We start from the raw sequence: 22,711 nt of genomic DNA, 5'->3' as shown, positions 1-22,711 counted from the left end.
TTCTCCGCTATAATTATTTATAGTTCGAAAACCGTAATATTAAGGAGAGATGAAAATGGTGCAAAGCTTACCAAAAAGATCAGACGTGAAAGTAGAAGAAACATGGAATTTAAAAGATTTATATGCTACGGAAGAGGATTACAATAATACTTTAGAGGAAATAGAAAAAAGCGTCCCTATGTTTGCCGAGAAATTTAAAGGCAAAATAGATAGCGCTAAAGCAATCGTGGACGCTTTAAGCGAATACAAGACTCTTTTTGAGAAGTTCAATTTATTAGGAAGTTACGCAAGACTAGCTATAACCGTAGATCAAACAAATACTGAATCACAAATGAGAGCTGGTAAATTTGGTTCTTTAGCCGGAAAAGTTGCAAGCCAAACTTCATTTGTTGATAGTGAACTTTTAGAATTACCAAAAGAAATTATAGAAGAAGCTATAAAACTAAATTCCGAGTACGAGAATTATTTAGTTAAATTACTTGAAAAGAAAAAATATACTCTACATCCTGAGGTTGAAAAGGTTTTAGCTGCCTACTCCCCTACCTTTGATGCACCTTATAACTTATACGAAACTACTAAGCTATTAGATATTGCCTTTCCAAATTTCGAAGTAAACGGGAAACAATATCCATTAAGCTACGTTTCCTTTGAAAATGATTGGGAAGCTGAAACTGATACGGTTCTTCGTAGAACAGCATTTGAAGCTTTCTCTTCAAAGCTTAAGGAATATCAGCACACAACTGCAAAAACATATGATATTCAACTACAACAAGAAAAAACGACAGCAGACTTACGAGGATATGACTCAGTATTTGAATACTTACTTTCTGACCAAGACGTAGATATTTCTCTATATAACCGTCAAATTGATTTGATCACAAAAGAGCTAGCACCACATATGAGAAAATACGCGAAATTGCTTCAAAAGATACATGGACTTGATAAGATGACGTTCGCTGATTTAAAGATTGCTCTTGATCCAAACTATGAACCAACAATTACAATAGAAGAATCAAAAAAATATATCAAAGATTCTCTATCTGTTATGGGTGACGAGTATCTTGAAATGGTTGATCGTTCTTACAAAGAACGCTGGGTAGACTTCGCTCAAAATGAAGGAAAATCAACTGGGGCCTTCTGTTCTAGTCCTTATGGTAGCCATCCATATATTTTAATATCCTGGTCAAGTCGCATGAATGAGGTTTTTGTATTAGCACATGAGCTTGGTCATGCTGGTCATTTCTATTTTGCACACCAAGAACAAAATCTATTTAATTCTCGTCCATCTTTATATTTTATAGAAGCACCTTCTACCATGAACGAAATGTTAGTTGCTAACCACCTTTTAAAAAATTCAGATGACCCTAAATTTAAACGCTGGGTAATTTCATCTATAGTGGCTAGAACTTATTATCATAATTTTGTTACTCATTTATTGGAAGCAGCTTACCAACGTAAAGTTTATGAGCGAGTGGATCAAGGTCAAAATGTAAATGCTGAAATATTAAATGCTTATAAGCGCGAAGTATTAGAAGATTTCTGGGGAGATGCAGTGGAAATAACAGATGGAGCAGAGCTTACATGGATGCGTCAGCCTCATTATTATATGGGCTTATACCCATATACGTATAGTGCAGGATTAACTATCTCTACACAGGTAGCTAAGCGTATATTAAATGAAGGCCAAACAGCCGTAGATGAATGGGTAGAAGTTTTAAAAGCTGGTGGCACTAAAACGCCAGTAGAATTAGCAAAAATGGCTGGTGTTGATATCACTACAGATGAGCCACTTAAAGACACTATTGCATACATTGGTTCACTGATTGATGAACTTGAAATCTTAACAGAGACAATTGAAAACAAATAAAGAAAGAAGCTATCATAATGTATATTATGATAGCTTCTTTTACTTCGAGCTTTTATATTAGACTGAATACAACTTGTGCAAAGAGGGACTAACTCGTGACTTTCTTCAAATCTATAAAGACTCCAATGGGAAAAAGTAATATACTTAGAGTACGACTTAAAACTAGTGAACTAGTTGCTATATAAAGAATATAAAATTAGAATGCGATAAATTGCCTTCTTACAAAGGAGTTAATATGAAAAACAATGTGATAGAGCAGTACGAACAGGATGAAAATATAATGATTCAATTGTATGCCCAATGGTGTATCAATCATGACTTAGACCCTTTTGCATTATATCAAACAGCATATCCAGATCAAAAAACAAACGACGCTTTAGCAAGTGCAATAGAAGAAACGGAAAAAAATGCATTAGAAGTAGATACCGAGACTGTTATACAAGTATTGCAGCTTTTTGGAAATGACCACCTAGCTTTTGTTGTATCTGAAATTGCTTCAAAACTAAAATAAACCTCCTTCTATAGGGCATCTCAAGCCCCTTCCTCTTTTTTCCCGTAAATATTCACAACTCTTTCTCTAAACTCTTAAGCTTCTTATTACTATCTAATAGAACGTAAAAGATATGTAATATTTCAGTTTTTTTTACATAGTTTGTTATAAATCATGTACAATATTATCAGACAGAAAGGGGGAATCATTATATATGAAAAAGTTTACAAAGGAAGAAAATAGTTGGGCTCTTTATGATTGGGGAAGCTCTGCATATTCTATAATAATTACAACTGCTATTTTTCCTATTTTTTACAAAGGATCGGCAACAGCTGCCGGCGTAGATACGAATGATTCTACAGTTTATCTCAGTTACACTATTGCCATTTTTACATTTATATTAGCAATGATAGGGCCAATCCTTGGAACCATCGCCGATTATAAAGGATATAAAAAGAAATTTTTCTTTTTCTTTTTCTTTTTAGGAGTAGCTGCTACTGCTTTACTAGCTTTCATCCCTTATGATAAATGGTATCTATTTTTGATATGCTATACTTTTGCAGCTCTTGGTGCAACTGGTGCGAATGTTTTCTATGATGGCTTTATTATTGACGTTACAACAAATGAACGAATGTCTCGTGTTTCCTCGAGAGGATACGGACTAGGGTATATTGGTAGTGCGATTCCTTTTTTAATTAGTATGGTTATTATTTTGTTGGCTGGGGCAGAAAAAATCCCTCTATCTGAAATAAACGCAAGCCGCATTGCATTTCTGATTACAGCCGCTTGGTGGATTATTTTTGCTATTCCGATGTTTAGAAATGTAAAACAAATTCATTATATTGAGCGTGAAAAAAATCCTGTCGCTCAAAGCTTTAAAAGACTTGGAAAAACTATAAAAGAAATACGTCAGTATCGAGCTTTATTTCTATTTTTAATAGCCTATTTCTTCTATATTGATGGTGTAGGAACTATTATCGCAATGTCTACTGCCTATGGCACTGACTTGGGCTTACAGGCTACGGATTTAATCATCGTCTTATTTGTTACACAGGTTGTAGCTGCCCCTTTTGCAATTTTATATGGTAAACTAGCTGCAAGATTTTCAGAAAAGAAAATGCTATATGTCGGAATTTTTGTTTATATAATTGTATGTACTTATGCATTTTTCTTAGAAACTATTGCAGATTTCTGGATTTTAGCAATGCTCGTAGCAACTTCTCAGGGTGGAATACAAGCATTAAGTAGATCGTACTTCGGCAAACTTATACCGAAGGAAAATTCAAATGAGTTTTTCGGTTTCTATAATATTTTTGGTAAATTTGCTTCCATAATGGGCCCACTTTTAATTGGTCTAACTACACAAATTACAGGCAATTCATCGTATGGTGTGTTTAGTTTAATCATCTTGTTTATTATTGGAATAATAGTGTTGATTAGAGTACCTGAACCAGATAAAGCACCAAAGCCAGTGCCAGTTGATGCTGTCTAATTTTTAATTAGTGGTAATTATTCGCTAAGGACTATGGAGGGAAAAGGGAACTATCTCTATGACAAAGCTTTCTCAGCAAAAAAAGCTGTAAGGGTAACTATTTAGCTACATGCAAGAAAGTCGATCGGACAACATTCTTGCATGTAGCTATTTTCTTGCCTCAGGATAGTTTATAATTTTTAAACAGTTAAATGCAAGTATCATAAGTGAGATTTAAACTTACACCTGACCTATTCCTCTACACTTCAATTTCTTTAATTATTTTTGCTGGATTTCCACCTACAACCACATTTGCGGGCACATTTTTTATCACGACTGCTCCTGAAGCAATGATAGCATTATCTCCTATACAAACACCTGGATTTATAACTGCGTTACCACCAATCCACACATTGTTCCCAATTATTATAGGCTTTGCGTATTCCTTTCCTGAGTTACGCTCCATGGGGGTAATTGGGTGTGTAGCTGTGTAAATTTGCACGCTAGGTCCAAGCATGCAGTTATCTCCAAAGCGAACTTCACAAACATCTAAAATGGTACAGTCAAAATTTGCAAAAAAGTTTTCACCAACATATGTATTATAGCCATAATCAAATCTGATATTTGGTTCCATATAGACTAATTCTCCAGTTGAACCTAATAAATCTTTTAATAATTCAACGCGTTTTTGTCCCTCACTTTCCAATGTCTGATTGTAAATCCTTACTTTTCGTCTAGCATTTTCTCGTTCCAATACTAATTCAGGGTCAGCGGGATTATACATTTCACCGCACAGCATTTTTTCTTTTTCAGTTTTCATTTTTTATCCTCTTTTCTGCTCTGAGTTAAAACTTATTTTACTTTATTTTACTAATAGATTTATTATTACATGAAAAGTATAACTCCCAAAGGAATACTCACTTATCACTTATTAATATTTAAATTTACACGTAAAGTTAAAGATATCTTATATCCTTGTTTTATGCTTTTTCATTTTTTAATAAACACGTAGTTTATCTTCGACTAGCCTTCTTTTTGTCCAAACAAGTGTAAATAACAAGAACAATTCAAAAGCATTTGTCACCGCTCCGCTATCTACATTTATTGGTACTGCGCTTCCTATGGTCATCACGATTGCACCTATAAAAAATACTGCCCACTTTGTTTTCTTCCAAAGAATAGCACTAGCCACAATCAATACTAGTGTTACAAGGAGAATCATAACTGGGGGCCCAGAAGCTTCCTTGGTGGAAACATATCTTAGAACCCCATATTCCTCAGCAGCTTTTAATGTAAGTTGAGAGGCTTCCAACCACACTTCTATACCTATTAAAATTACCGTATAAATAATACCTACTATGGACAACCATTTTTTCTGAGCCCATAATACCCCACTTTCCTTCAATGTACCAGTAGCAAATAAAACTAGTAAAGGTGTTAAAAAAGCATGTGTCCAAAACCTTAACAGATTCAATGTCTCTAGCAACTCTCCCTCACCAATCCATTTACCAAAAGCGATAATTCCATTGTCATAAATGAGAGCTAATATTATAAGATAAATAAAACTAGTCCACTGTGGTAAATCCTGCTTCCTTATTCCGATTAAGCCCCAAATAAGCAATGCTATATAGGAGCCTGTGAAAAATAAATATAGAAAAGTATCCATTCCATTTCCCTCCTTTATTTCTTCTTTCCCATAAAAGAAAGGGTATAATCTTATAAAATAAAAACACAGGAAAAAGTCTCCTGTGCTAACGTTATTATTTATTTGTAAATGTTGCAGGCATAACTACAGCGATGACTTCCCCTTTAGCGCAAAGCGTATCTCCTGCGTAGACTTCTGAAATTACCTTCCATTTTTTCGGATGAATCTCTTCCACCGTACCTATCGCTTTTAGTTCGACCTTTTGAGGCGTAGGCTTAAGAAAATCGACATGGAGGGACCCTGTGACAAATCGTGGCGGTGTTTCTCCACTGCCAGGCTCAAAACCATTTTTTCGGTGAAGTGCAAGAGCTGCCGAACCAGTTCCATGACAATCCACTATTGCTCCAATTAATCCACCGTATACAAAGCCAGGAATTGCAATATGCTCTTCTCGTGGATGATAAACAGTTTCTGTTTTGTCTCCATTCCAATAAGTCTTTAAATGATACCCCTCTTCATTTAAACGACCGCATCCATAGCACCAAGCAAAGTCATCTGGATATTCATCTTGTATTGCCAGTTTATGTTCTGTCATTATTTCTCCCCCTTTACAAAACCATACAAAAAAGCCAATTAAACGTCAACTGAATTAAATAGTTTTCTAAAAAGAAATATTATTATTTATATAATGATTCTCTTCTATCTTGAAATACAGGAATTCTACCTCTTACTTCTTCTACTAGATTTAAATTAATATCTACTAATCCAATAGTTTCTTCCTCGTTTCCTACCCAAACTATATCTCCCCATGGAGCAATTACCATCGAGTTTCCATTGAACTGATTGTTCGGATCTTCTCCTACTCGATTTACTGCAACTATATAGCATTGATTTTCAATAGCTCTTGCCTGTAAAAGTATTTTCCAATGGTCTATACGTGCTGAGGGCCATTGAGCAGGAACAAAAATTATTTTGGCACCATTCAATGAGTGAGCACGAAACCATTCCGGAAAGCGTAAATCATAACAAATAACGCCTCCCATCGTCACTTCATCCAACATAAAAATATTCTTACTGTCTCCAGCTTTTAAATATAAATGCTCATCCATTAGCTTAAATAAATGGGCCTTGTCGTACTCAGCGATTAGCTCTCCCGAATGGTTTACGATATACATGGTATTGTAAAAGGAGTTCTTTTTTTTCGTCGAAACCGAGCCACCCACTATATGTATATGTAATTCTTTCGCAAGTTTAACTAGAAATTCCTTCGTCTTTACCCCTTTATCATCTGCTATATCTTCTAATCTCGTTAAATCATATCCCGTGTTCCACATCTCCGGCAAAACTATAAGATTTGCTCCTTGTATAGCTGCTTCTCTAATTTTCTTTTCTACTCTTTTAAAATTTTCTTTTGGATTACCAAACGCTATATCTAACTGAACACAAGCTATTTTCATTTCGCCACCACCTATAGACATAATACTAAAAAGATTATAAGATTTGACTAATATATGCAACTATTTAGAAAAAGAGGTATTGTCCATGGAATTTTCTGATCGTTTAAAAAATCTCCCTCCCCAATTTTTTGCAACATTAGTACAAAAAGTAGCGAAGGCTGTGGCAGAAGGTAGGGATGTTATCAATCTCGGACAAGGAAACCCTGACCAGCCGACACCTGACCATATTGTACAAGCGCTATCGACAGCAGCACAAAGTCCGCTTTCTCATAAATATTCTCCCTTTAGAGGTATAAACGAGCTAAAGCAAGCGGCCGTAGATTTTTATTCTCGAGAGTATGACGTTAATATAGATCCTAATAAAGAGGTAGCCGTACTTTTTGGTACTAAAATAGGTTTAGTAGAGCTACCTTTAGCTATGATGAATGAGAAGGAATTAATGCTCCTTCCTGACCCTGGTTATCCAGATTATCTCTCTGGAGTAGGACTAGCAAATGTGCAATTTGATACTATGCCACTGTTAGAAGAAAATGCGTTTCTACCCGATTACAAGCAGCTTACCCCGGACCAAAAAGAGGCAGCGAGACTAATGTATTTGAATTATCCTAATAATCCTACGGGAGCCTCTGCTACTTTAGAGTTTTTCCAAGAAACTGTTGAGTTAGCAAAGGAAAATGATATAGCCATTGTCCATGATTTTGCTTACGGAGGCATCGGCTTTGATGGGAAAAAACCTATTAGTTTCTTACAAGCAAAAGGTGCTAAAGAAGTCGGAATTGAAATGTATACGCTATCCAAAACCTATAATATGGCAGGCTGGCGCGTAGGGTTTGCCTTAGGTAATTCTAAAATGATTGAGGCTATCAATATTATACAAGACCATCTTTTTGTCAGCCTCTTTCCTGCTATTCAATCTGCAGCAGCAGAAGCACTAAATGGGTCTCAGGAATGTGTGGAAGAATTAGTGGCACTCTATGAAAAAAGAAGAAATACTTTCATAGAGGCTTGTCGCAAAATTGGTTGGAATGTGAAAGCTCCTGAAGGCTCATTCTTTGCATGGCTTCCTGTACCAAATGGCTATACTAGTGAACAATTTGCTGACATACTTCTAGAAAAAGCAGATGTTGCTGTCGCTGCTGGCAATGGATTTGGTAAACACGGGGAAGGTTATGTACGCATCGGACTTTTAGTTGATGAGGATCGCCTGATTGAGGCTGTTGACCGTATAGAAAAGCTAGAACTTTTTTAAGAATTAGTTACTGTTATCATCTAAAAGATGTTTAAGTGAAGTTAAAAGACACTAATTTCTATGAAAATAATTGATAAATTGTCTTTATAACCGCATAAAAATTTTTATGACCGGATAGCGCGATTTTATGACCGGATAAAAATTTTTATGACCGGATAGCAACGTTTTATGACCGGATAATTTTTTTTATGACCGTTCAATAAAAAACAAGCTTAATCCTCTGGAGGTATCTTACATGAAAAAATTTATAGGACTATTTATACTTGGTATTTTAGTTTATTTTCTCATCACAATATTAATTAGTGTGTTTAAGTGAAATAGCCAACAAAATAAAAAAAGACTACAAAAGTAGTCTTTTTTTATGTCATATTCTATTGTTTATTTGAATTCTTTTATATGTTAACCTACTACACTTTCTATTCCTCTATTGTCCTGGGGAACTTGCTCCCTTGCTCAATCGGATAAAACTGAATTGCACCAGTCTCTTCATCATGTTTCCGATGGAATTCCATCCCTTTTACTTCGGCTAAGACTAGGTCAACCGTAATTACAGGATTCTCACCTTTGATGAAGTGACCTCCAAAAACAGCACCATATTGATCACACATTGATCCGTGAAAATGTGTGGCATATTTTCCTTCTTGCTGACATATAACTCCTGTACCATGTAAAAATTCTATAGGTCCTTCTTTTACGATCATTTCATTATAGGCTACACCTATTTTCGAGGAATCAGCTGGAATTAAATAGACAAAGCCACATTTTTGAAAGCTTCCAAAGCAGCTAACGACAGTGGCAGAAGTAATTTGATTGGCTTCACATATTGCTTCTATCCCTTCTATCAAATCTGTTCCATATTTTAATCTAGCACCAACTATTCTCTCAAAATCACCTACTGCAAAATTTGCTCTTATTGTCATGTCGATTCCTCCAATTGCATAATTATTTATTATCTTATAATTTTAATCTTTTCTAAAAAATTTTACTATTAAAAAATAGCTCTTGACTTTGTTAGTTTAGTATAGTAAATTTTCATTTATAGAATAAACGAAAAACTTAATAGCTTATTATCTCTTATCAAGAGTAGCTGAGGGACTGGCCCGTTGAAGCTCGGCAACCATCTATACCAAAAGTATAGAAAGGTGCTAAATCCTGCAAAACATTTTTGTTTTGGAAGATAAGAGAGGACAATGCATTTTTGTGTGCCTCTCTTTCTTTTTGAAAGAGAGGCTTTTATATTTATTCGAATTCTTTAATAATTATTAAGGAGGAATTTTAATGAAAAAGGTTGGTTTAGTATTATCAGGAGTTCTATTAACGGGGTTGCTTGCGGCTTGTGGTGATGAATCTAAAGGTGACAAAGCCTTAGATGAAAATAAATTAGTCATAGGTGTAACTGCTGGTCCTCACGAACAAATAGCTGAGGTTGCAGCAGAAGTTGCAGCAAAAGATGGACTAGAAATAGAAATTAAAGCTTTTTCTGATTACATACTTCCAAACACAGCACTTTCTGAAGGTAACCTAGACGCAAATAGCTATCAACATGAGCCTTTTCTTGATGCTTTCAACGAAGACCATGGTACTGAGCTAGTACCAGTTGGTAAAACTATTTTAAACCCAATGGGTATTTACTCTGAAAAATTTAAATCGTTCGAAGATTTACCAGAAGGTGCCACATTTGGATTACCAAACGACCCAACTAACGGTTCACGCGCATTATATATACTAGAGGAAAATGGCTTTATTAAAATTAAAGAAGATAAAAAAGAAAATGCTTCTATTTATGATATCGAAGAAAACCCTAAGAATATTGAATTTATCGAATTAGAGGCTGCTCAAATACCGAAACAGCTTAGCGAGGTAGATGCTGCAGCAATCAATACAAATTTTGCTTTGGCTGCTGGCATTAACCCGAAGGAAGACTCAATTCTTTTAGAGTCATCTAACTCTCCATATGTGAACTATATCGTTGTCCGCGCGGAAAACGAAGATGATCCAACCGTTCAAAAGTTTGTAAAAGCTTATCAATCAGAGGAAGTCAGAACATTTATCGAAGAAGAGTTTCAAGGTTCTGTGTTAGCAAGCTGGGATGAGTAGAAATAACAAAAACGTTGCCGCAACCGGTAACGTTTTCTTTAGAAAGGAAGATTTAACATGATAGTTTTAGAGAATATTACAAAGGAATTCATCAGCAAAAGCAACACAGTAAAGGCTGTCAGTAACGTAAGTCTTCATGTAAGAAAAGGTGAAATTCACGGAGTTATCGGCTATAGCGGAGCAGGGAAAAGCACACTTATCAGATGTGTTAACCTGCTCGAAAAGCCAACAAAAGGCAAAGTATACATTAATGGCGAAGAAATAACCCCCCTTCCCCTTCCTCAACTTCGAAAAGTCAGAAACAAAATAGGCATGATTTTTCAAGGATTTAACCTTTTAAAAACTGCCACTGTTTACGACAATATCGCTATACCTTTAAAGCTGCTTGGCTACGACAAGAACGAAGTTAAAAAAAGAGTGGAAAAATATTTAGAAATAGTAGGCTTAACCGATAAGCATAAAAGCTATCCAAACCAGCTTTCTGGCGGCCAAAAGCAACGTGTAGCTATTGCAAGAGCTCTCTCCCAGGAACCAGAAGTATTATTAAGTGATGAAGCAACAAGTGCTCTGGATCCAGAAACGACTGACTCAATATTAGAGCTCTTATTAAAGATCAATAAGGAGTTAGGTATAACTATTCTTTTAATAACTCATGAAATGAATGTTATTCAAAAGATTTGTGATCATGTGTATGTGATGGAAAACGGAGAAGTTGTAGAAGAGAACACAGCTATTAATCTTTTCACGAAGCCTAGTCATCCGACAACTAAAAAGTTCTTAAACACAATTAGTCAACGTAACTTATCCCCTTCCCTTATTTCTCAGCTCCATGTGACGGGTGCAGTCACTCGCTTGACTTTCGTTGGGGAAAGTACTGGAAAACCATTATTAGCAGAGGTTAGTCAGAAGTTTGATGTACAACCAAATATCTTAACGGCCAATATTATTGAATTGAAAAACGGAATTGTCGGTAATATCGTGATTCATTTAGTAGGAGAAAAAAATCAAGTACAATCAGCTATTCGCTTCTTAGAAGAACAAGGAGTTGGAACTGAGAGCTTGGAGGTGCACTCATGAGTAGATTCGAACAATTCACTAATCAATGGTTGCCAATCATCGGAGAATCTGTAATTGAAACATTTCAGATGGTAGGCATATCTTTATTCTTTTCCATAATCATTGGTATCCCACTTGGAATACTTATCGTTCTAACTAGACCAGGTCAAGCGTTACAAAATGCGGTTATATACCAAGTTAGTAACCTTCTGATTAATATAATTCGTTCTATTCCATTTATTATTCTACTATTTTTTATCCTTCCTTTTACTAAATTTATTGTTGGAACTACGATCGGTGTTAAGGGTGTTATCGTTCCATTAGTAATTTATACTGCTCCATATATTGCACGATTGATGGAATCCGCACTTTTAGAGGTACAGAATGGTGTCATTGAAGCTTATACAGCGATGGGAATTAAAACTCCTTCTATCATTTGGCATGTGCTACTGCGTGAGGCACGTCCTTCAATTATTTTAGGCTTAACTATTTCGACAGTGGGATTAATCGGAGCTACGGCAATGGCAGGTATGGTCGGTGCAGGTGGACTTGGTGACCTAGCATATCGTTTTGGGCATTTACGATATGAAGAAGATATCATGTATGCCACGGTGCTTATATTGATCATTCTAGTTCAAGGTATTCAGTCTATCGGTAACAGATTAGCTGCAAGGATAAAAAAAGATTAAACGGAGGCATTTCTAATGACAAACCAATTGCACATAGAACGTAATGGGCCTATTGCTACACTTGTATTTAATAGAGCTGAAAAGAAAAACTCATTTTCTCTCGCTATGTTTAAACAGCTGGGTCAAATCTTAGAAGAGTTAGAAAAGGATACTTCTATTAAATTGCTTATTTTAAAAGGAGTGGATGAAACCTCCTTTTCTTCTGGAGCAGATATAACCGAGTTTTTAGAAAATCGTTTTTCTGCTGAGAAAGCGAAGGCTTATAATGACTTAACGCTTGAATCGGTTGAAAAACTATACCGCTTTCCTAAGCCGACTATCGCACTTATTAAAACATTAGCTATTGGTGGTGGTTTAGAGCTAGCTAACTCTTGTGACTTTAGATTTGCTTCGGCTGGAAGTAAGCTTGGTATCACTGCAGCAAATATAGGAATTATATATAATCTAACAAGCACTAAGCGATTGGTAAATTTGATTGGTCCCTCTAAAGCTAAAGAGTTACTTTACACAGCTAAGCTTATTTCTGCTGAAGAAGGACAGGAAATTGGTTTAATTGATTATGTTTTTCCGATGGAAGAGGTGGAAGAGGAATGCTTGATTTTTGCTAACAAAATTGTGAGCAAATCCTCCACTGCAAACAATGGAATCAAGCAAGTTATCCAGTCTATTTTAGATGGAGAAAATGAAGAAACGCTTGAGATAGAGCAGTTGATATTAGATTCCTTCAGCTCTAAGGATTATACAGAAGGTATTCAAGCATTTTTAGAAAAAAGAAAGCCCAATTTTACATAAGAGGTGTAGATCATGAGCAATGCTAAAAATAATGACTTACTATTAGGAAATATAGACAATCACACAAAATATCCAATTGACTTTAAGGAATTAGAACAGGAAGCGAGAGAAGCATTAGAACCTGGTCCCTTTGGTTATATCCGTTCATCGGCAGGTGGAGAAGAAACCTACAATAAAAATATAAGTAGCTTTTCCAAATACTCGATAGTTCCAAGATTCTTAACAGATGTCTCTTCTTTGAATACAGAAGTAACAATATTAGGTCATACATATCCGCATCCTCTTTTCATCGCTCCCGTCGGTGTAAATAAAATTGCCCATGAAGATGGAGAAATTGCTGTTGCGAAGGCGGCAGCAAAATTTAATTTTCCTTATATACAAAGTACTGTGTCGAGCTATTCTATTGAAGAGATTGCCGCAGCAACTCCAGGCAGCTCAAAGTGGTTTCAGCTTTACTGGTCCTCCAATAAAGAAATTGCTTTTAGTATGGCAAGAAGAGCGGAAGCTGCTGGCTACGAGGCAATCGTGTTAACAGTGGATACGGTTATGCTTGGATGGCGCGAGGAAGATATTCGCAATCAGTTCTCCCCTCTTAAACGCGGCTATGGTCAAGGTAATTACGCAACAGACCCTGTTTTTATGGCTGATTTAACGGAGCAATCTCAGGAAGCCATTGTGGATAGCATCCTAGAAAACATTTATCATCCTACATTAAACTGGAATGATATTACAGAGTTAAGGAATCACACATCCCTTCCTATTTTGATTAAAGGTATACTTCACCCGGATGATGCCAAGCTGGCAATTGAAAAAGGAATTGATGGTATCATCGTATCCAATCACGGAGGTCGTCAGTTGGACGGTGTTATTGCAAGCATAGATGCTCTTTCAGGTATTGTGGAAGCTGTAAATGGAAGCATTCCAGTTCTATTTGATAGCGGAGTGAGAAGAGGTTCTGATGCTGTTAAAGCACTTGCTCTTGGTGCAACTGCTGTTTGTATTGGGCGACCATTCGTATGGGGACTTGCTGCCGGTGGCCAGAAAGGTGTAGAAAGAGTATTAGAAAATTTCCTGCAGGAGACTAAGGTTTCAATCTCCTTGGCGGGTGTTCGCAATATGGAAGAACTTAGAAATATGCTGGTCATTAAAGGTTAAAGATAAGGTGGTTTATCATGATAGCACAAGCTTTGACAGGTATGAAAATAGTTGATCTTTCTCAGGTCCTCGCGGGTCCCTATTGCTCTATGGTTCTAGCAGATATGGGAGCTGAAGTTATAAAAGTTGAGAAATACCCAAATGGGGATGATACTCGTCAAATGGGACCTTATGTTAAAGAAGAAAGTTATATGTATATGATGGTGAATCGAAACAAGAGAGGTATATGCCTTAATCTAAAAAAAGAAGAAGGCATTCAGATATTGAAGGAATTAGTCAAGGATGCGGATGTTATTATTGAGAATTACAGACCGGGTGTAACTAACAAGCTTGGAATAGACTATGAAACTTTAAAAGCTATTAATCCATCGCTTATATATTGTTCTATTTCTGGATATGGACAGACCGGACCCTATAAAAACAAGGGCGGCTATGACATTATGGCGCAAGGTCTCTCTGGAATAATGGATATGACTGGAGAACGTGAAGGTAAGCCTGTAAAAGTCGGCATTGCTATACATGATATAGCAGCAGCACAAACAGCCATACAGTCAATTCTCTCTGCTTATATTTATCGGTTAAAATCAGGAGTTGGTCAATACATAGACGTATCCTTAGTAGACGCAGGTCTCGCTTGGACGGTTTGGGAGGCAGCTGCATATTTTGGTAAAGGCGAGATTCCTAAGAGAAATAGTACAGCTCATCGTGTCTCTTCTCCCTACCAAGGGTTTCAAACTAAGGATGGTTCTATTTTAATTGGTGCTGGCAATCAAAAACTTTGGGAAAAGTTTTGTTTATATGTAATAAATAAACCAGAGTGGATTAATGACAAACGATTCCTAACCAATTCTATACGAACACAAAATGTAAACCAACTTGAGTTGGAAATTGAAACTGTCCTTCAAGAGAAATGCTCATCCGAATGGCTATCATTGCTTGATGAACATGGAATTCCATGCAGCCCAATATATTCATACGATCAAGCGCTTGAAGATGAGCATATTCTTTCTCGAGATATGGTGTTAAATTACGAGCATCCGATAGCTGGCCCTATGAAAACACTTGGCTTCCCAGCCAAATTTTCTGAAACCCCAGGGCAGCTGAGTTCCCCTGCCCCCCTGCTTGGCCAACATAATCGGGAGGTATTGGATGAGCTTGGATTTTCGGAAGAAAAAATACGTGAACTTGTATCAAAAGGTGTATTAAATAATTGATAATGATATGAAATAGCCCAGTTCAGCTAGAACGGGGCTTTTTTAATGGAAAGATACGAAAGTGTTAAAGATTGAAAACAGATTCATTTAATTCTAGAGCCTTATCATTCAAGGTCAAATGAATATAGTTGGGATAGCTAGAGTGCTGCCTACTCGCTATACTCATATAATTTCAAGACGGATGTAAGCGCTAGGTTTTCTTAATTTAAATTTTTGACATCAGTCTTTTTGCGATTGCTTGGAATTCTTCTGGTCCGATACCAGGAGCAAATTCCTCCGGAAGCGATTCTAATTCAGGAATTTTATAGCCCTTAGGACTGCCTTCTTTCACGAACAACCGGTCTCCACTTGTTGGATTTTGTCCCTTCCAAATTTTATCGATGTCCTTGTAATCGCCAACATTATTCCAAGTGAATAGAACATTTCCGTATCCAAGATCCTCGTATTTGCGAGCGTGATCAAACGCACGATTATCCAAGTTAGGGATTGGTAGCATTTTGGTCACATCTACACCTGTCGCCATTTCAAGAGCTTTTGCGTACGCAATAATATGAGTTCCTCCACGTACTAATAAGTATCCAATCATTTCTCTAGCAGTTGGGTGTTCAGTCATTTCATATACTCTCATTTTATGAGTTCTAGCTCCACATTCCAAAAAGAAATTATGCAAAAGATCTAGTACTAGGTTGCCACTCGAGAATACGTAATCTCCTCTCCATGGATTACCCATAGAATCTCCAGCTAAAGAGGTTTGAGCATTGGCAATAAAAGCATAAGTGTTTCGCATATTCTTGGCATCTTGAAGTGGTGCTAAATCTGGATCTCCACTAAAGCTAGTTCCTTTATATAACAGATTAATCGTATTAGATACGAGCTCTACATGACCAAATTCCTCTGCAGTGATACTGGCAACCAAATCATAGAATGGTTTTAGCTTAGTTTTTCCACGAAAGTTAAAGGATTGATACATATAGTTGTTGAGAGTAGACATCTCACCAAATTTCCCTCCTAATAGTTCTTGAACTACTGAAGCAGCATTTGCGTCACCATATTCTAAATTAGGTAATTCAATTAACAACTTATCTACTCTATTAAACAATTAACCATCCTTTCATTTAGATATGTTCGGAGTAATCCACACTATAGCTTGAATACGTACGTAAAAAGGAACTCCACCTACACTCACTACAATATGATCCGGAGCTACCATCGTCAGTTTACCTTGAAGAATATTTTTAGTTGTTTGTACTGCTATGTTTGTACCCATTAAACTTTGTGCCGCTTGGAAAACGTGTCCTTCAAATGGACTTACATACTCTACGCTTACCGTTTCATCCAACTTTCATCATCCCTTCTTTGCATTCAAACTAGTTTATGAGAAGATGTAGTATATGGACACATTACTCAAAAAGTTAAAAGAAGGTAGAGAAAATGATTAAAAGACTTTTAATAACTGGGTATAAAGCCCATGAATTAGGTATATTCAATGACAACCATCCTGGTGTGCCTATCATAAAAAAAGCAGTTGAGAATCAGATGCGCGCACTTCTCGACGAGGGACTTGAATGGGTAATAACAAGTGGACAGCTTGGTGTAGAAACTTGGGCTGCAGAATTGGTAGTGGAGTTAAAAAAGGAATTTCCACATTTAAAATATTCTATTATTACTCCCTTTTTAGAACAGGAAAAAAATTGGAATGATCAAAAGAAGGAAAATTATCAAAGACTTATATCACTAGCTGATTTTCATACTAGTGTGACAAAGAAGCCTTATGAGGCTCCATGGCAATTTATAGAAAAGAATAAATTTCTCATAAGAAATACAGATGCTATGTTAATCATTTATGATGAGGAGAATGAAGGGTCACCAAAATTCATAAAAAAACTAGCGCAAAATTATGCAGAAAAAAATAACTACCCTATAATTAGTATTGACGCATATGACTTACAAGTAATTGCTGATGAAGAAAGGAACGATTATATATGATAAAAAAGAAACTTATGCAAAAAATCACCGATGCTACAGGTGTAACCCTTGAGCTAACTAAAGAAGAACAAGATTACGCTTTAGCGAAAGAACTTTTGTCAGAATCTACAAGTATATCCTTGATAGAAAACGACAACCTATTTAATAGCGCAATCATTGAACGGTTTGACAAAGAAACAGAAGAATTAGTTTCAAAAGAATCTAGCGCATTTTTAAAAACGCCAATAACTCATTTTAAAGAAAAAGTAAACGAATTCATGTACTTAGAGACTGCTCACTTCGACGTGATTAGTGTAGATGCTATTGCCTTTGAATATGATGAAGTATTTGATGTGTATACAGCTATGTTTGGTCTTTCCATACAAAAAAAATATGGCGAAGCATTAAAAGCTTACTTGGACAATCACTTCGATGGAAAAGCAATGAATTACAGCGTCATGTTCTCTAACGGCGATGGTCTTTGGGAAGTAAACCTTCCTTTAAATTATATTGACGGTTTTAACGATAACTATACTATAGAAGAAACATACCATTTTTTGTATCGCTTCCTCTTTTCTTTAGGTACATCAATCGAAAACTAAATTGCCCAAGCACAATCGTGAATTTCCCTAAAAAATTCACGATTGTTTTATTTCAAATGTGTTACAGGTGCCTGGCACCTGTAACATATTTTAGCTATAAGTATCTATACATATTTTTGGTTGTTCTGTTCACACTAATTGAGATGTTTTAATACATCTTTATGGAGGAGGAGAATAGATTGGATAACACATACAGTCAAAATCACAGTGAAACGATGAACGGGCAAACAGTTGTACCTCATTTTAATCATGGCGCTCACGAGCTAATGGATGTACATGAGGTATTGTCAGCAGCAATTGGTGCATTAAACTTGAAAACCATTCTTCGTCCTCATGTGAAGGATCAGGAATTACTGAATATCCTGGATCGCCAATATTCATTCGCTTTGGATGAGTATAATATGTTAGTGGAATGCTTTAAAACCGGAAAAGATCCTTCACACCGCACGTCATCTTATAAGATGGCAACGGAAAATGATTTCACTTATGGTTTAAAGCCGTCTTCACAGCCTAAGAAACCTATGCAAAGCATTTCTGAAATTAATGATGAAATGATTTCAGGTTATTTGCTAGGCTCTGCTAAAGCTGGTGCCGCTGGAAAAGTACCTGCTGCATTAGAGTCTACCAACCCAGTTGTACGAAGAGTACTTCAAGACTCAATCCCGAACTGTATTGAGATGGCGTATGAGCTTTCCATTTATCAAAACAAGCATGGTTATTATCAAGTACCACGCTTCGATGATCAAACAATGGAACAGATCTTCAACAACTACGGTACTGCAGAAGGTCCAATGTACAAAATGCAATAATTCGAAGCAGCATCCTGGCGCTTTCTGTTCAACTTTGGAGCAGAAAGCGCCATATTTTTTTGTAAAAGCTAAGAATAATCTGCAATTTTGTATACATTTTATAAGTAGAAACTCATATAGATTTCTACAAAATTCACTTAAGGACAAGTATTTTTTCTTTCCTTCGTATTTTCCAGTATAATAAAACAAAGTCCTATAAAGAAAAGGTGAAGACATGCGAGTTGCAATTTTTGACTTTGACGGAACTTTATACGAAGAAGAAACGTTCAAGCTGTTAATGAACCATTTAAAGGAACACCCAACTTATCATCCCCAATATAAACGATTCTATCGATCGATCGTACCTCCTTATATTGCAAATAAGCTTAAGCTTTATCCAACTACAAATATGAAGAAGCGGTCCATGCAACTATATTTGGAAGCTTTTGAAGGTAGAACAAGAGATGAGATGTATCAGTATTTTGATGAATTAAAGGAACAAATGCAAAAAAACTTCAATAAAAAAGTACTGGAAAAGCTAAATACTCACCAACAAGAAAATGTACATATTTATCTAGTGTCGGGTGCATATACTCAATTTTTAGAGCGAGTAACCGAAGGGATTTCATTCAAACAAATCATAGGCACTGAAATAATCTATAAAGAGAATTCAGTATATACTAAATCACCGCTGGAACATGTGAATGGCGCTATGAAGACTCAGAAACTTTTGGAACAGTTAGAAGGCCAAGAAATAGACTGGGAAAACAGCTATGCATACGGTGATAGCTATTCGGATTTACCTGTTCTTGAATTAGTCGGAAATCCAATTGCAGTTAAACCAGAAGAAAAGCTTCGAAATCTTGCCCAAGAACGTGGTTGGGAAATAATTAGATAGATTTAGAATATCTAAAAAACCTTTAATAAATCTTTGCTACTCTTACTATTTGTGTGGCTAGCGCAATGCTAAATAAATGCATAAACCACCTTTATCCAAGCTATCCATTTGGATGGCTTGATAGCTTTTTTTAATTCCGTCTGATTATCAAATAAATACTGCAAAAAGACCTGCTGTGAACAGGAACGTTCAACAGACAGGTCATTTTAACTTTACATTCTCATATTAATACCCTTCACCAGCAGGTAATCCTTAATCTCCGAAATAGTATAATCTCCGTAATGAATCATTGAAGCTACTAGTGCCGCGTCCGCTTTTCCTGCAGCAAACACTTCTTCTATATGCTCTAATTTACCCGCACCACCAGAAGCAATAATTGGTACATTTACTTTTTCCGAGAGTAACTTGATCAGCTCCACATCATAACCATTTTTCATGCCATCCTTATGAATACTTGTGCAAATAATCTCACCAGCTCCAAGATCGGTTGCTTGTTGCGCCCACTCCACTACATCCATTCCCGTTTTCTCGTGTCCAGAATGTGTATATACTTCCCATCTCACAATTTCCTTATCGTCATTATAAATTGGCATGGCATCAAGTCCCAACACTACACATTGTTTACCAAATATATCCGCTGCTTCTCTTAAAAGCTCTGGTCTTTGTACGGCAGCTGAGTTGACCCCTACCTTATCAGCGCCAGCGCGAAGAAGCCTCTTGAAATCATCTATTGTTCTAACACCGCCTATTACAGAAAAAGGTATATACACCTGCTCTGCAACTCGACGTATCCAATCTATTTTCAAATCTTGGTTTTTTAATGAAGCGGTGGTATCTAAATAGATTAACTCATCCGCGCCGTCTTCTGAATATTTCTTCCCTAGCTCTGCTGGATCACCAATTATTGTAGGGTTTCTAAATTGTACATACTTTACCGCTTTGTCACCTAAAACATCTATTGCAGGAACAATTCTTTTTCTAAGCATGCTGTCTAACTCCTTGCTTGCAGTAATTGTCTAGTAATTGAATGCCATACTTACCGCTTTTTTCTGGATGAAACTGTACACCCATCACTTGCTTATTTCCTATTGCACACGCAAAGTCGGGTCCATAATTAGTCACACCTATGACGTGTTGCTCCATGCTAGGCTCTGCGTAATACGAATGAACAAAATAGAAATCAGTGCTTTCTGGAATATCCTGAAACAAGAAATGATTTTGAACATCCTTCACTTGATTCCATCCCATATGAGGAACCTTTTCAGCCTCTTCACCAAACAATGGAACTGTTCCGGGTAGAAATCCTAAACATGGTACATCTCCCTCTTCACTAGTTTCTAAAAGAAGTTGCATTCCTAAGCAAATTCCCAAAAGCGGTGTCCCCTTGGCAACCTCTGTTCGTAAATAATCACTTAAGCCTGTCTCATTTAAAACATTCATAGATACCTTTGCATTTCCTACCCCTGGCAGAATTAGCTTATCTATTAGATCGTCATGGTCACTAGGTTTAGTAATAAGCTTAATCTGATAACCAAGCTGAGTAATTGCCTTTACTACACTATGTAAATTTCCTGCTCCATAATCTATAATACCAATCATGCTGTTACTACCCCCAGTTCTAGTATTACTTTATTATGCCATCAGTTGACAGAAAATAAAAGAAAAACTTTAGTATGCTAATATGATAACACAATGAAATATATTGCAAAAAAAATCGAGAGACCCATCCCTAGGTCTCTCACATGATTATCTAGCAACTGCTTTATTCGTTACATAGTCATTCACTTTTTTTGCTACCTCTTGACCTTCTTTAATTGCCCAAACGATTAAACTTTGGCCCTTTCTAGCATCACCTGCTGCAAATACACCTTCTACATTTGTAGTATAATCTTTAGCAGAAGCAGCAATCCTTTTGTTCAAAACCTTTACTCCAAATTGTTCAGTTAAAGAAGTCTCTGGTCCTTCAAATCCTATTGCTACAAAAACAAATTGCGCAGGCCAAATCTTTTCCGAACCTGGAACTTCTTTAAAGAAATAAAATCCGTCCTCACCAAGGATTTTTTCCATTTGGATTGTATGAAGCTCTTTTAGCCTTCCATCCTTGTCTTTAATCATTTTTTTCGTTTGAATTAAATATTCTCTAGGGTCTTTTCCATATTTTGCATTAGCTTCCTCGTACGCATATTCCAGTTTAAAAATATTCGGATCTGTAGGCCATTGGTTATCCTCTGCACGGGATGATGGAAGCTGTGGATGTTTTCCAAACTGAACTACACTACGACAGTTTTGACGGATAGCTGTAGCTACACAGTCTGCACCTGTATCTCCTCCACCAATTACAATAACATCCTTCCCTTTCGTGTTAATAAATTGACCGTCAGCGAAATTTGAATCTAATAAGCTCTTTGTTGTAGAAGTTAAATAGTCCATTGCTAAATAAACTCCCTCTGCATTACTACCCTCCATATGAAGTGCACGTTGTTTTTGTGCCCCGATGCAAAGGATAACTGCATCATATTGAAGTTTTAGCTCCTCAGCAGTAATATCCCTTCCAACCTCTGTATTTAAAATGAAATCAATACCTTCCTGCTGAAGCAGGTGAACTCTTCTTTCTACTATTTCTTTTTCTAGTTTCATATTCGGAATACCATACATCAACAGCCCGCCTGCACGGTCAGCACGTTCATAAACCGTAACAGAGTGGCCAGCTTGGTTTAAATTGTCTGCACTTGCTAAACCAGCAGGACCAGAACCAATAACGGCTATTTTTTTTCCAGTTCTAATCGTAGGAATTCTTGGAGTAATCCAGCCATTTTCAAATCCTTTGTCTATGATTGTTCTTTCGATATTCTTAATAGAAACTGCAGGATCTGTTATAGCTAATGTGCATGAGCCCTCACAAGGTGCCGGGCATACTCGACCTGTAAATTCTGGGAAATTATTTGTCATCATTAATCGATTTAATGCTTCTTGCCATTTCCCTCGGTAAACTAAATCGTTCCATTCTGGTATTAAGTTATTTATTGGACAGCCAGTAGTTGCACCTCTGATCTCGATTCCCATATGGCAAAATGGAGTCCCACAATCCATACAACGTGCTCCTTGCTTGCGAAGAGACTCATCAGAAAGCTTAGAAGCGTATTCCCCCCAGTTTTTTATACGTTTTAGAGGTGCGACTTCCTTTCCTTTTTCTCGTTGATATTCCATAAAACCAGTTGGTTTACCCATATAAAAATTCCTCCTTTCCTTAGTACGGCACTGATTGCCTGCTTCACA

At 36.5% G+C, this 22,711-nt stretch carries 24 protein-coding genes and 1 riboswitch; of the genes, 14 read left to right on the top strand and 10 right to left on the bottom strand.

Going from position 1 to position 22,711, the window contains the following annotated elements:
• Positions 1 to 55: 55 nt before the first annotated feature.
• The 3 genes from pepF to MKY94_RS09380 all read left to right on the top strand — a co-directional run bounded on the left by pepF (position 56) and on the right by MKY94_RS09380 (position 3,849).
• Complete coding sequence (gene pepF / locus MKY94_RS09390) at positions 56 to 1,867, top strand: oligoendopeptidase F (protein WP_195762012.1); 1,812 nt, start codon at positions 56 to 58, stop codon at positions 1,865 to 1,867.
• A 235-nt stretch (positions 1,868 to 2,102) separates the two neighbouring features.
• Complete coding sequence (locus MKY94_RS09385) at positions 2,103 to 2,378, top strand: hypothetical protein (protein WP_151110064.1); 276 nt, start codon at positions 2,103 to 2,105, stop codon at positions 2,376 to 2,378.
• Between the two features lie 193 nt (positions 2,379 to 2,571).
• The gene (locus MKY94_RS09380) at positions 2,572 to 3,849 is read left to right on the top strand and encodes an MFS transporter (RefSeq protein WP_144536733.1); all 1,278 of its coding nucleotides are present in this window, start codon (positions 2,572 to 2,574) and stop codon (positions 3,847 to 3,849) included.
• A gap of 238 nt (positions 3,850 to 4,087) precedes the next feature.
• Here the strand turns inward: MKY94_RS09380 and MKY94_RS09375 are convergent, their stop codons facing one another.
• The 4 genes from MKY94_RS09375 to MKY94_RS09360 form a co-directional block, all read right to left on the bottom strand.
• Positions 4,088 to 4,648 (bottom strand): sugar O-acetyltransferase, encoded by a 561-nt coding sequence (locus tag MKY94_RS09375; protein ID WP_144536735.1) that lies wholly within the window; start codon positions 4,646 to 4,648, stop codon positions 4,088 to 4,090.
• A gap of 177 nt (positions 4,649 to 4,825) precedes the next feature.
• Positions 4,826 to 5,494 (bottom strand): phospholipid phosphatase, encoded by a 669-nt coding sequence (locus MKY94_RS09370; protein ID WP_342578548.1) that lies wholly within the window; start codon positions 5,492 to 5,494, stop codon positions 4,826 to 4,828.
• A gap of 94 nt (positions 5,495 to 5,588) precedes the next feature.
• Positions 5,589 to 6,068: a PaaI family thioesterase gene (locus tag MKY94_RS09365; RefSeq protein ID WP_154310898.1), complete on the bottom strand. Its 480-nt coding sequence runs from the start codon at positions 6,066 to 6,068 to the stop codon at positions 5,589 to 5,591.
• An 82-nt stretch (positions 6,069 to 6,150) separates the two neighbouring features.
• The gene (locus MKY94_RS09360) at positions 6,151 to 6,930 is read right to left on the bottom strand and encodes a carbon-nitrogen family hydrolase (RefSeq protein ID WP_340844405.1); all 780 of its coding nucleotides are present in this window, start codon (positions 6,928 to 6,930) and stop codon (positions 6,151 to 6,153) included.
• 85 nt (positions 6,931 to 7,015) lie between these two features.
• Here MKY94_RS09360 and MKY94_RS09355 point away from each other — a divergent pair, with 85 nt between their 5' ends.
• The gene (locus MKY94_RS09355; protein WP_342578547.1) at positions 7,016 to 8,179 is read left to right on the top strand and encodes a pyridoxal phosphate-dependent aminotransferase; all 1,164 of its coding nucleotides are present in this window, start codon (positions 7,016 to 7,018) and stop codon (positions 8,177 to 8,179) included.
• Between the two features lie 416 nt (positions 8,180 to 8,595).
• Here the strand turns inward: MKY94_RS09355 and MKY94_RS09350 are convergent, their stop codons facing one another.
• On the bottom strand, positions 8,596 to 9,099 hold the full coding sequence (locus MKY94_RS09350) for a PPC domain-containing DNA-binding protein (RefSeq protein WP_151110072.1): 504 nt from the start codon (positions 9,097 to 9,099) through the stop codon (positions 8,596 to 8,598).
• 151 nt (positions 9,100 to 9,250) lie between these two features.
• Positions 9,251 to 9,363, top strand: a riboswitch (SAM riboswitch).
• A gap of 94 nt (positions 9,364 to 9,457) precedes the next feature.
• Between MKY94_RS09350 and MKY94_RS09345 the strand changes: the two genes are divergently transcribed.
• From MKY94_RS09345 to MKY94_RS09320, 6 genes are read left to right on the top strand one after another with little or no spacing between them, the layout of a single operon-like run.
• Positions 9,458 to 10,276 (top strand): MetQ/NlpA family ABC transporter substrate-binding protein, encoded by an 819-nt coding sequence (locus MKY94_RS09345; RefSeq protein ID WP_151110074.1) that lies wholly within the window; start codon positions 9,458 to 9,460, stop codon positions 10,274 to 10,276.
• 57 nt (positions 10,277 to 10,333) lie between these two features.
• Entirely contained in the window at positions 10,334 to 11,353 is a 1,020-nt protein-coding gene (locus MKY94_RS09340) for an ATP-binding cassette domain-containing protein (RefSeq protein WP_144536749.1), read from the top strand.
• On the top strand, positions 11,350 to 12,021 hold the full coding sequence (locus MKY94_RS09335; protein WP_144536751.1) for a methionine ABC transporter permease: 672 nt from the start codon (positions 11,350 to 11,352) through the stop codon (positions 12,019 to 12,021). Before MKY94_RS09340 ends, MKY94_RS09335 begins: the two co-directional genes overlap by 4 nt.
• 15 nt (positions 12,022 to 12,036) lie before the next feature.
• Positions 12,037 to 12,813 carry an enoyl-CoA hydratase-related protein gene (locus tag MKY94_RS09330; protein WP_144536753.1) on the top strand — a complete coding sequence of 259 codons (777 nt, stop codon included), beginning with the start codon at positions 12,037 to 12,039 and terminating at the stop codon, positions 12,811 to 12,813.
• A 12-nt stretch (positions 12,814 to 12,825) separates the two neighbouring features.
• Positions 12,826 to 13,968, top strand: coding sequence for an alpha-hydroxy-acid oxidizing protein (locus tag MKY94_RS09325; protein ID WP_144536755.1), 1,143 nt, complete (start codon positions 12,826 to 12,828; stop codon positions 13,966 to 13,968).
• A gap of 17 nt (positions 13,969 to 13,985) precedes the next feature.
• Positions 13,986 to 15,182 carry a CoA transferase gene (locus MKY94_RS09320; RefSeq protein WP_342578545.1) on the top strand — a complete coding sequence of 399 codons (1,197 nt, stop codon included), beginning with the start codon at positions 13,986 to 13,988 and terminating at the stop codon, positions 15,180 to 15,182.
• A 205-nt stretch (positions 15,183 to 15,387) separates the two neighbouring features.
• On the opposite strand, the gene MKY94_RS09315 is transcribed toward MKY94_RS09320, so the two are convergent.
• On the bottom strand, positions 15,388 to 16,281 hold the full coding sequence (locus tag MKY94_RS09315) for a manganese catalase family protein (protein WP_144536757.1): 894 nt from the start codon (positions 16,279 to 16,281) through the stop codon (positions 15,388 to 15,390).
• Between the two features lie 12 nt (positions 16,282 to 16,293).
• Positions 16,294 to 16,521, bottom strand: a complete 228-nt coding sequence (locus MKY94_RS09310; RefSeq protein ID WP_144536759.1) for a DUF2642 domain-containing protein — start codon at positions 16,519 to 16,521, stop codon at positions 16,294 to 16,296.
• Between the two features lie 92 nt (positions 16,522 to 16,613).
• Here MKY94_RS09310 and MKY94_RS09305 point away from each other — a divergent pair, with 92 nt between their 5' ends.
• The 4 genes from MKY94_RS09305 (at position 16,614) to MKY94_RS09290 (ending at position 19,435) form a co-directional block, all read left to right on the top strand.
• The gene (locus MKY94_RS09305; protein WP_342578544.1) at positions 16,614 to 17,168 is read left to right on the top strand and encodes a DUF1273 domain-containing protein; all 555 of its coding nucleotides are present in this window, start codon (positions 16,614 to 16,616) and stop codon (positions 17,166 to 17,168) included.
• Between the two features lie 14 nt (positions 17,169 to 17,182).
• The gene (locus MKY94_RS09300; protein WP_342578543.1) at positions 17,183 to 17,749 is read left to right on the top strand and encodes a branched-chain amino acid aminotransferase; all 567 of its coding nucleotides are present in this window, start codon (positions 17,183 to 17,185) and stop codon (positions 17,747 to 17,749) included.
• Between the two features lie 215 nt (positions 17,750 to 17,964).
• Positions 17,965 to 18,558, top strand: a complete 594-nt coding sequence (locus tag MKY94_RS09295) for a spore coat protein (protein ID WP_186318095.1) — start codon at positions 17,965 to 17,967, stop codon at positions 18,556 to 18,558.
• 214 nt (positions 18,559 to 18,772) lie between these two features.
• The gene (locus tag MKY94_RS09290) at positions 18,773 to 19,435 is read left to right on the top strand and encodes an HAD-IB family hydrolase (protein ID WP_154310903.1); all 663 of its coding nucleotides are present in this window, start codon (positions 18,773 to 18,775) and stop codon (positions 19,433 to 19,435) included.
• Positions 19,436 to 19,647: 212 nt separating this feature from the next.
• Here the strand turns inward: MKY94_RS09290 and hisF are convergent, their stop codons facing one another.
• From hisF to gltD, 3 genes are all read right to left on the bottom strand, one after another.
• Positions 19,648 to 20,421, bottom strand: coding sequence for an imidazole glycerol phosphate synthase subunit HisF (gene hisF / locus MKY94_RS09285; protein ID WP_154310904.1), 774 nt, complete (start codon positions 20,419 to 20,421; stop codon positions 19,648 to 19,650).
• On the bottom strand, positions 20,414 to 21,034 hold the full coding sequence (gene hisH / locus MKY94_RS09280) for an imidazole glycerol phosphate synthase subunit HisH (protein ID WP_342578542.1): 621 nt from the start codon (positions 21,032 to 21,034) through the stop codon (positions 20,414 to 20,416). The genes hisF and hisH overlap by 8 nt, the downstream gene beginning before the upstream one ends.
• Positions 21,035 to 21,181: 147 nt before the next feature.
• Positions 21,182 to 22,663, bottom strand: coding sequence for a glutamate synthase small subunit (gene gltD, locus MKY94_RS09275; RefSeq protein WP_342578541.1), 1,482 nt, complete (start codon positions 22,661 to 22,663; stop codon positions 21,182 to 21,184).
• Between the last annotated feature and the right edge of the window lie 48 nt (positions 22,664 to 22,711).

Origin of the sequence: Psychrobacillus sp. FSL K6-2843 (assembly GCF_038626375.1) — a bacterium.
In the GTDB taxonomy this organism is placed as follows: domain Bacteria; phylum Bacillota; class Bacilli; order Bacillales_A; family Planococcaceae; genus Psychrobacillus; species Psychrobacillus faecigallinarum.
The sequence above is the reverse complement of the archived record's forward strand: the minus strand, read 5'-3'. Positions and strand labels throughout refer to the sequence as shown.

Excerpts from the sequence above, each read along its gene's own strand:
- pepF (WP_195762012.1), top strand. The coding sequence starts at position 56 with ATGGTGCAAAGCTTACCAAAAAGATCAGACGTGAAAGTAGAAGAAACA.
- MKY94_RS09295 (WP_186318095.1), top strand. The coding sequence starts at position 17,965 with ATGAACGGGCAAACAGTTGTACCTCATTTTAATCATGGCGCTCACGAG.
- MKY94_RS09350 (WP_151110072.1), bottom strand. The coding sequence starts at position 9,099 with ATGACAATAAGAGCAAATTTTGCAGTAGGTGATTTTGAGAGAATAGTT.
- MKY94_RS09345 (WP_151110074.1), top strand. The coding sequence starts at position 9,458 with ATGAAAAAGGTTGGTTTAGTATTATCAGGAGTTCTATTAACGGGGTTG.
- MKY94_RS09340 (WP_144536749.1), top strand. The coding sequence starts at position 10,334 with ATGATAGTTTTAGAGAATATTACAAAGGAATTCATCAGCAAAAGCAAC.
- hisF (WP_154310904.1), bottom strand. The coding sequence starts at position 20,421 with ATGCTTAGAAAAAGAATTGTTCCTGCAATAGATGTTTTAGGTGACAAA.
- gltD (WP_342578541.1), bottom strand. The coding sequence starts at position 22,663 with ATGGGTAAACCAACTGGTTTTATGGAATATCAACGAGAAAAAGGAAAG.
- hisH (WP_342578542.1), bottom strand. The coding sequence starts at position 21,034 with ATGATTGGTATTATAGATTATGGAGCAGGAAATTTACATAGTGTAGTA.
- MKY94_RS09330 (WP_144536753.1), top strand. The coding sequence starts at position 12,037 with ATGACAAACCAATTGCACATAGAACGTAATGGGCCTATTGCTACACTT.
- MKY94_RS09385 (WP_151110064.1), top strand. The coding sequence starts at position 2,103 with ATGAAAAACAATGTGATAGAGCAGTACGAACAGGATGAAAATATAATG.
- MKY94_RS09325 (WP_144536755.1), top strand. The coding sequence starts at position 12,826 with ATGAGCAATGCTAAAAATAATGACTTACTATTAGGAAATATAGACAAT.
- MKY94_RS09290 (WP_154310903.1), top strand. The coding sequence starts at position 18,773 with ATGCGAGTTGCAATTTTTGACTTTGACGGAACTTTATACGAAGAAGAA.
- MKY94_RS09320 (WP_342578545.1), top strand. The coding sequence starts at position 13,986 with ATGATAGCACAAGCTTTGACAGGTATGAAAATAGTTGATCTTTCTCAG.
- MKY94_RS09375 (WP_144536735.1), bottom strand. The coding sequence starts at position 4,648 with ATGAAAACTGAAAAAGAAAAAATGCTGTGCGGTGAAATGTATAATCCC.
- MKY94_RS09370 (WP_342578548.1), bottom strand. The coding sequence starts at position 5,494 with ATGGATACTTTTCTATATTTATTTTTCACAGGCTCCTATATAGCATTG.
- MKY94_RS09300 (WP_342578543.1), top strand. The coding sequence starts at position 17,183 with ATGCAAAAAATCACCGATGCTACAGGTGTAACCCTTGAGCTAACTAAA.
- MKY94_RS09360 (WP_340844405.1), bottom strand. The coding sequence starts at position 6,930 with ATGAAAATAGCTTGTGTTCAGTTAGATATAGCGTTTGGTAATCCAAAA.
- MKY94_RS09355 (WP_342578547.1), top strand. The coding sequence starts at position 7,016 with ATGGAATTTTCTGATCGTTTAAAAAATCTCCCTCCCCAATTTTTTGCA.
- MKY94_RS09365 (WP_154310898.1), bottom strand. The coding sequence starts at position 6,068 with ATGACAGAACATAAACTGGCAATACAAGATGAATATCCAGATGACTTT.
- MKY94_RS09305 (WP_342578544.1), top strand. The coding sequence starts at position 16,614 with ATGATTAAAAGACTTTTAATAACTGGGTATAAAGCCCATGAATTAGGT.
- MKY94_RS09380 (WP_144536733.1), top strand. The coding sequence starts at position 2,572 with ATGAAAAAGTTTACAAAGGAAGAAAATAGTTGGGCTCTTTATGATTGG.
- MKY94_RS09335 (WP_144536751.1), top strand. The coding sequence starts at position 11,350 with ATGAGTAGATTCGAACAATTCACTAATCAATGGTTGCCAATCATCGGA.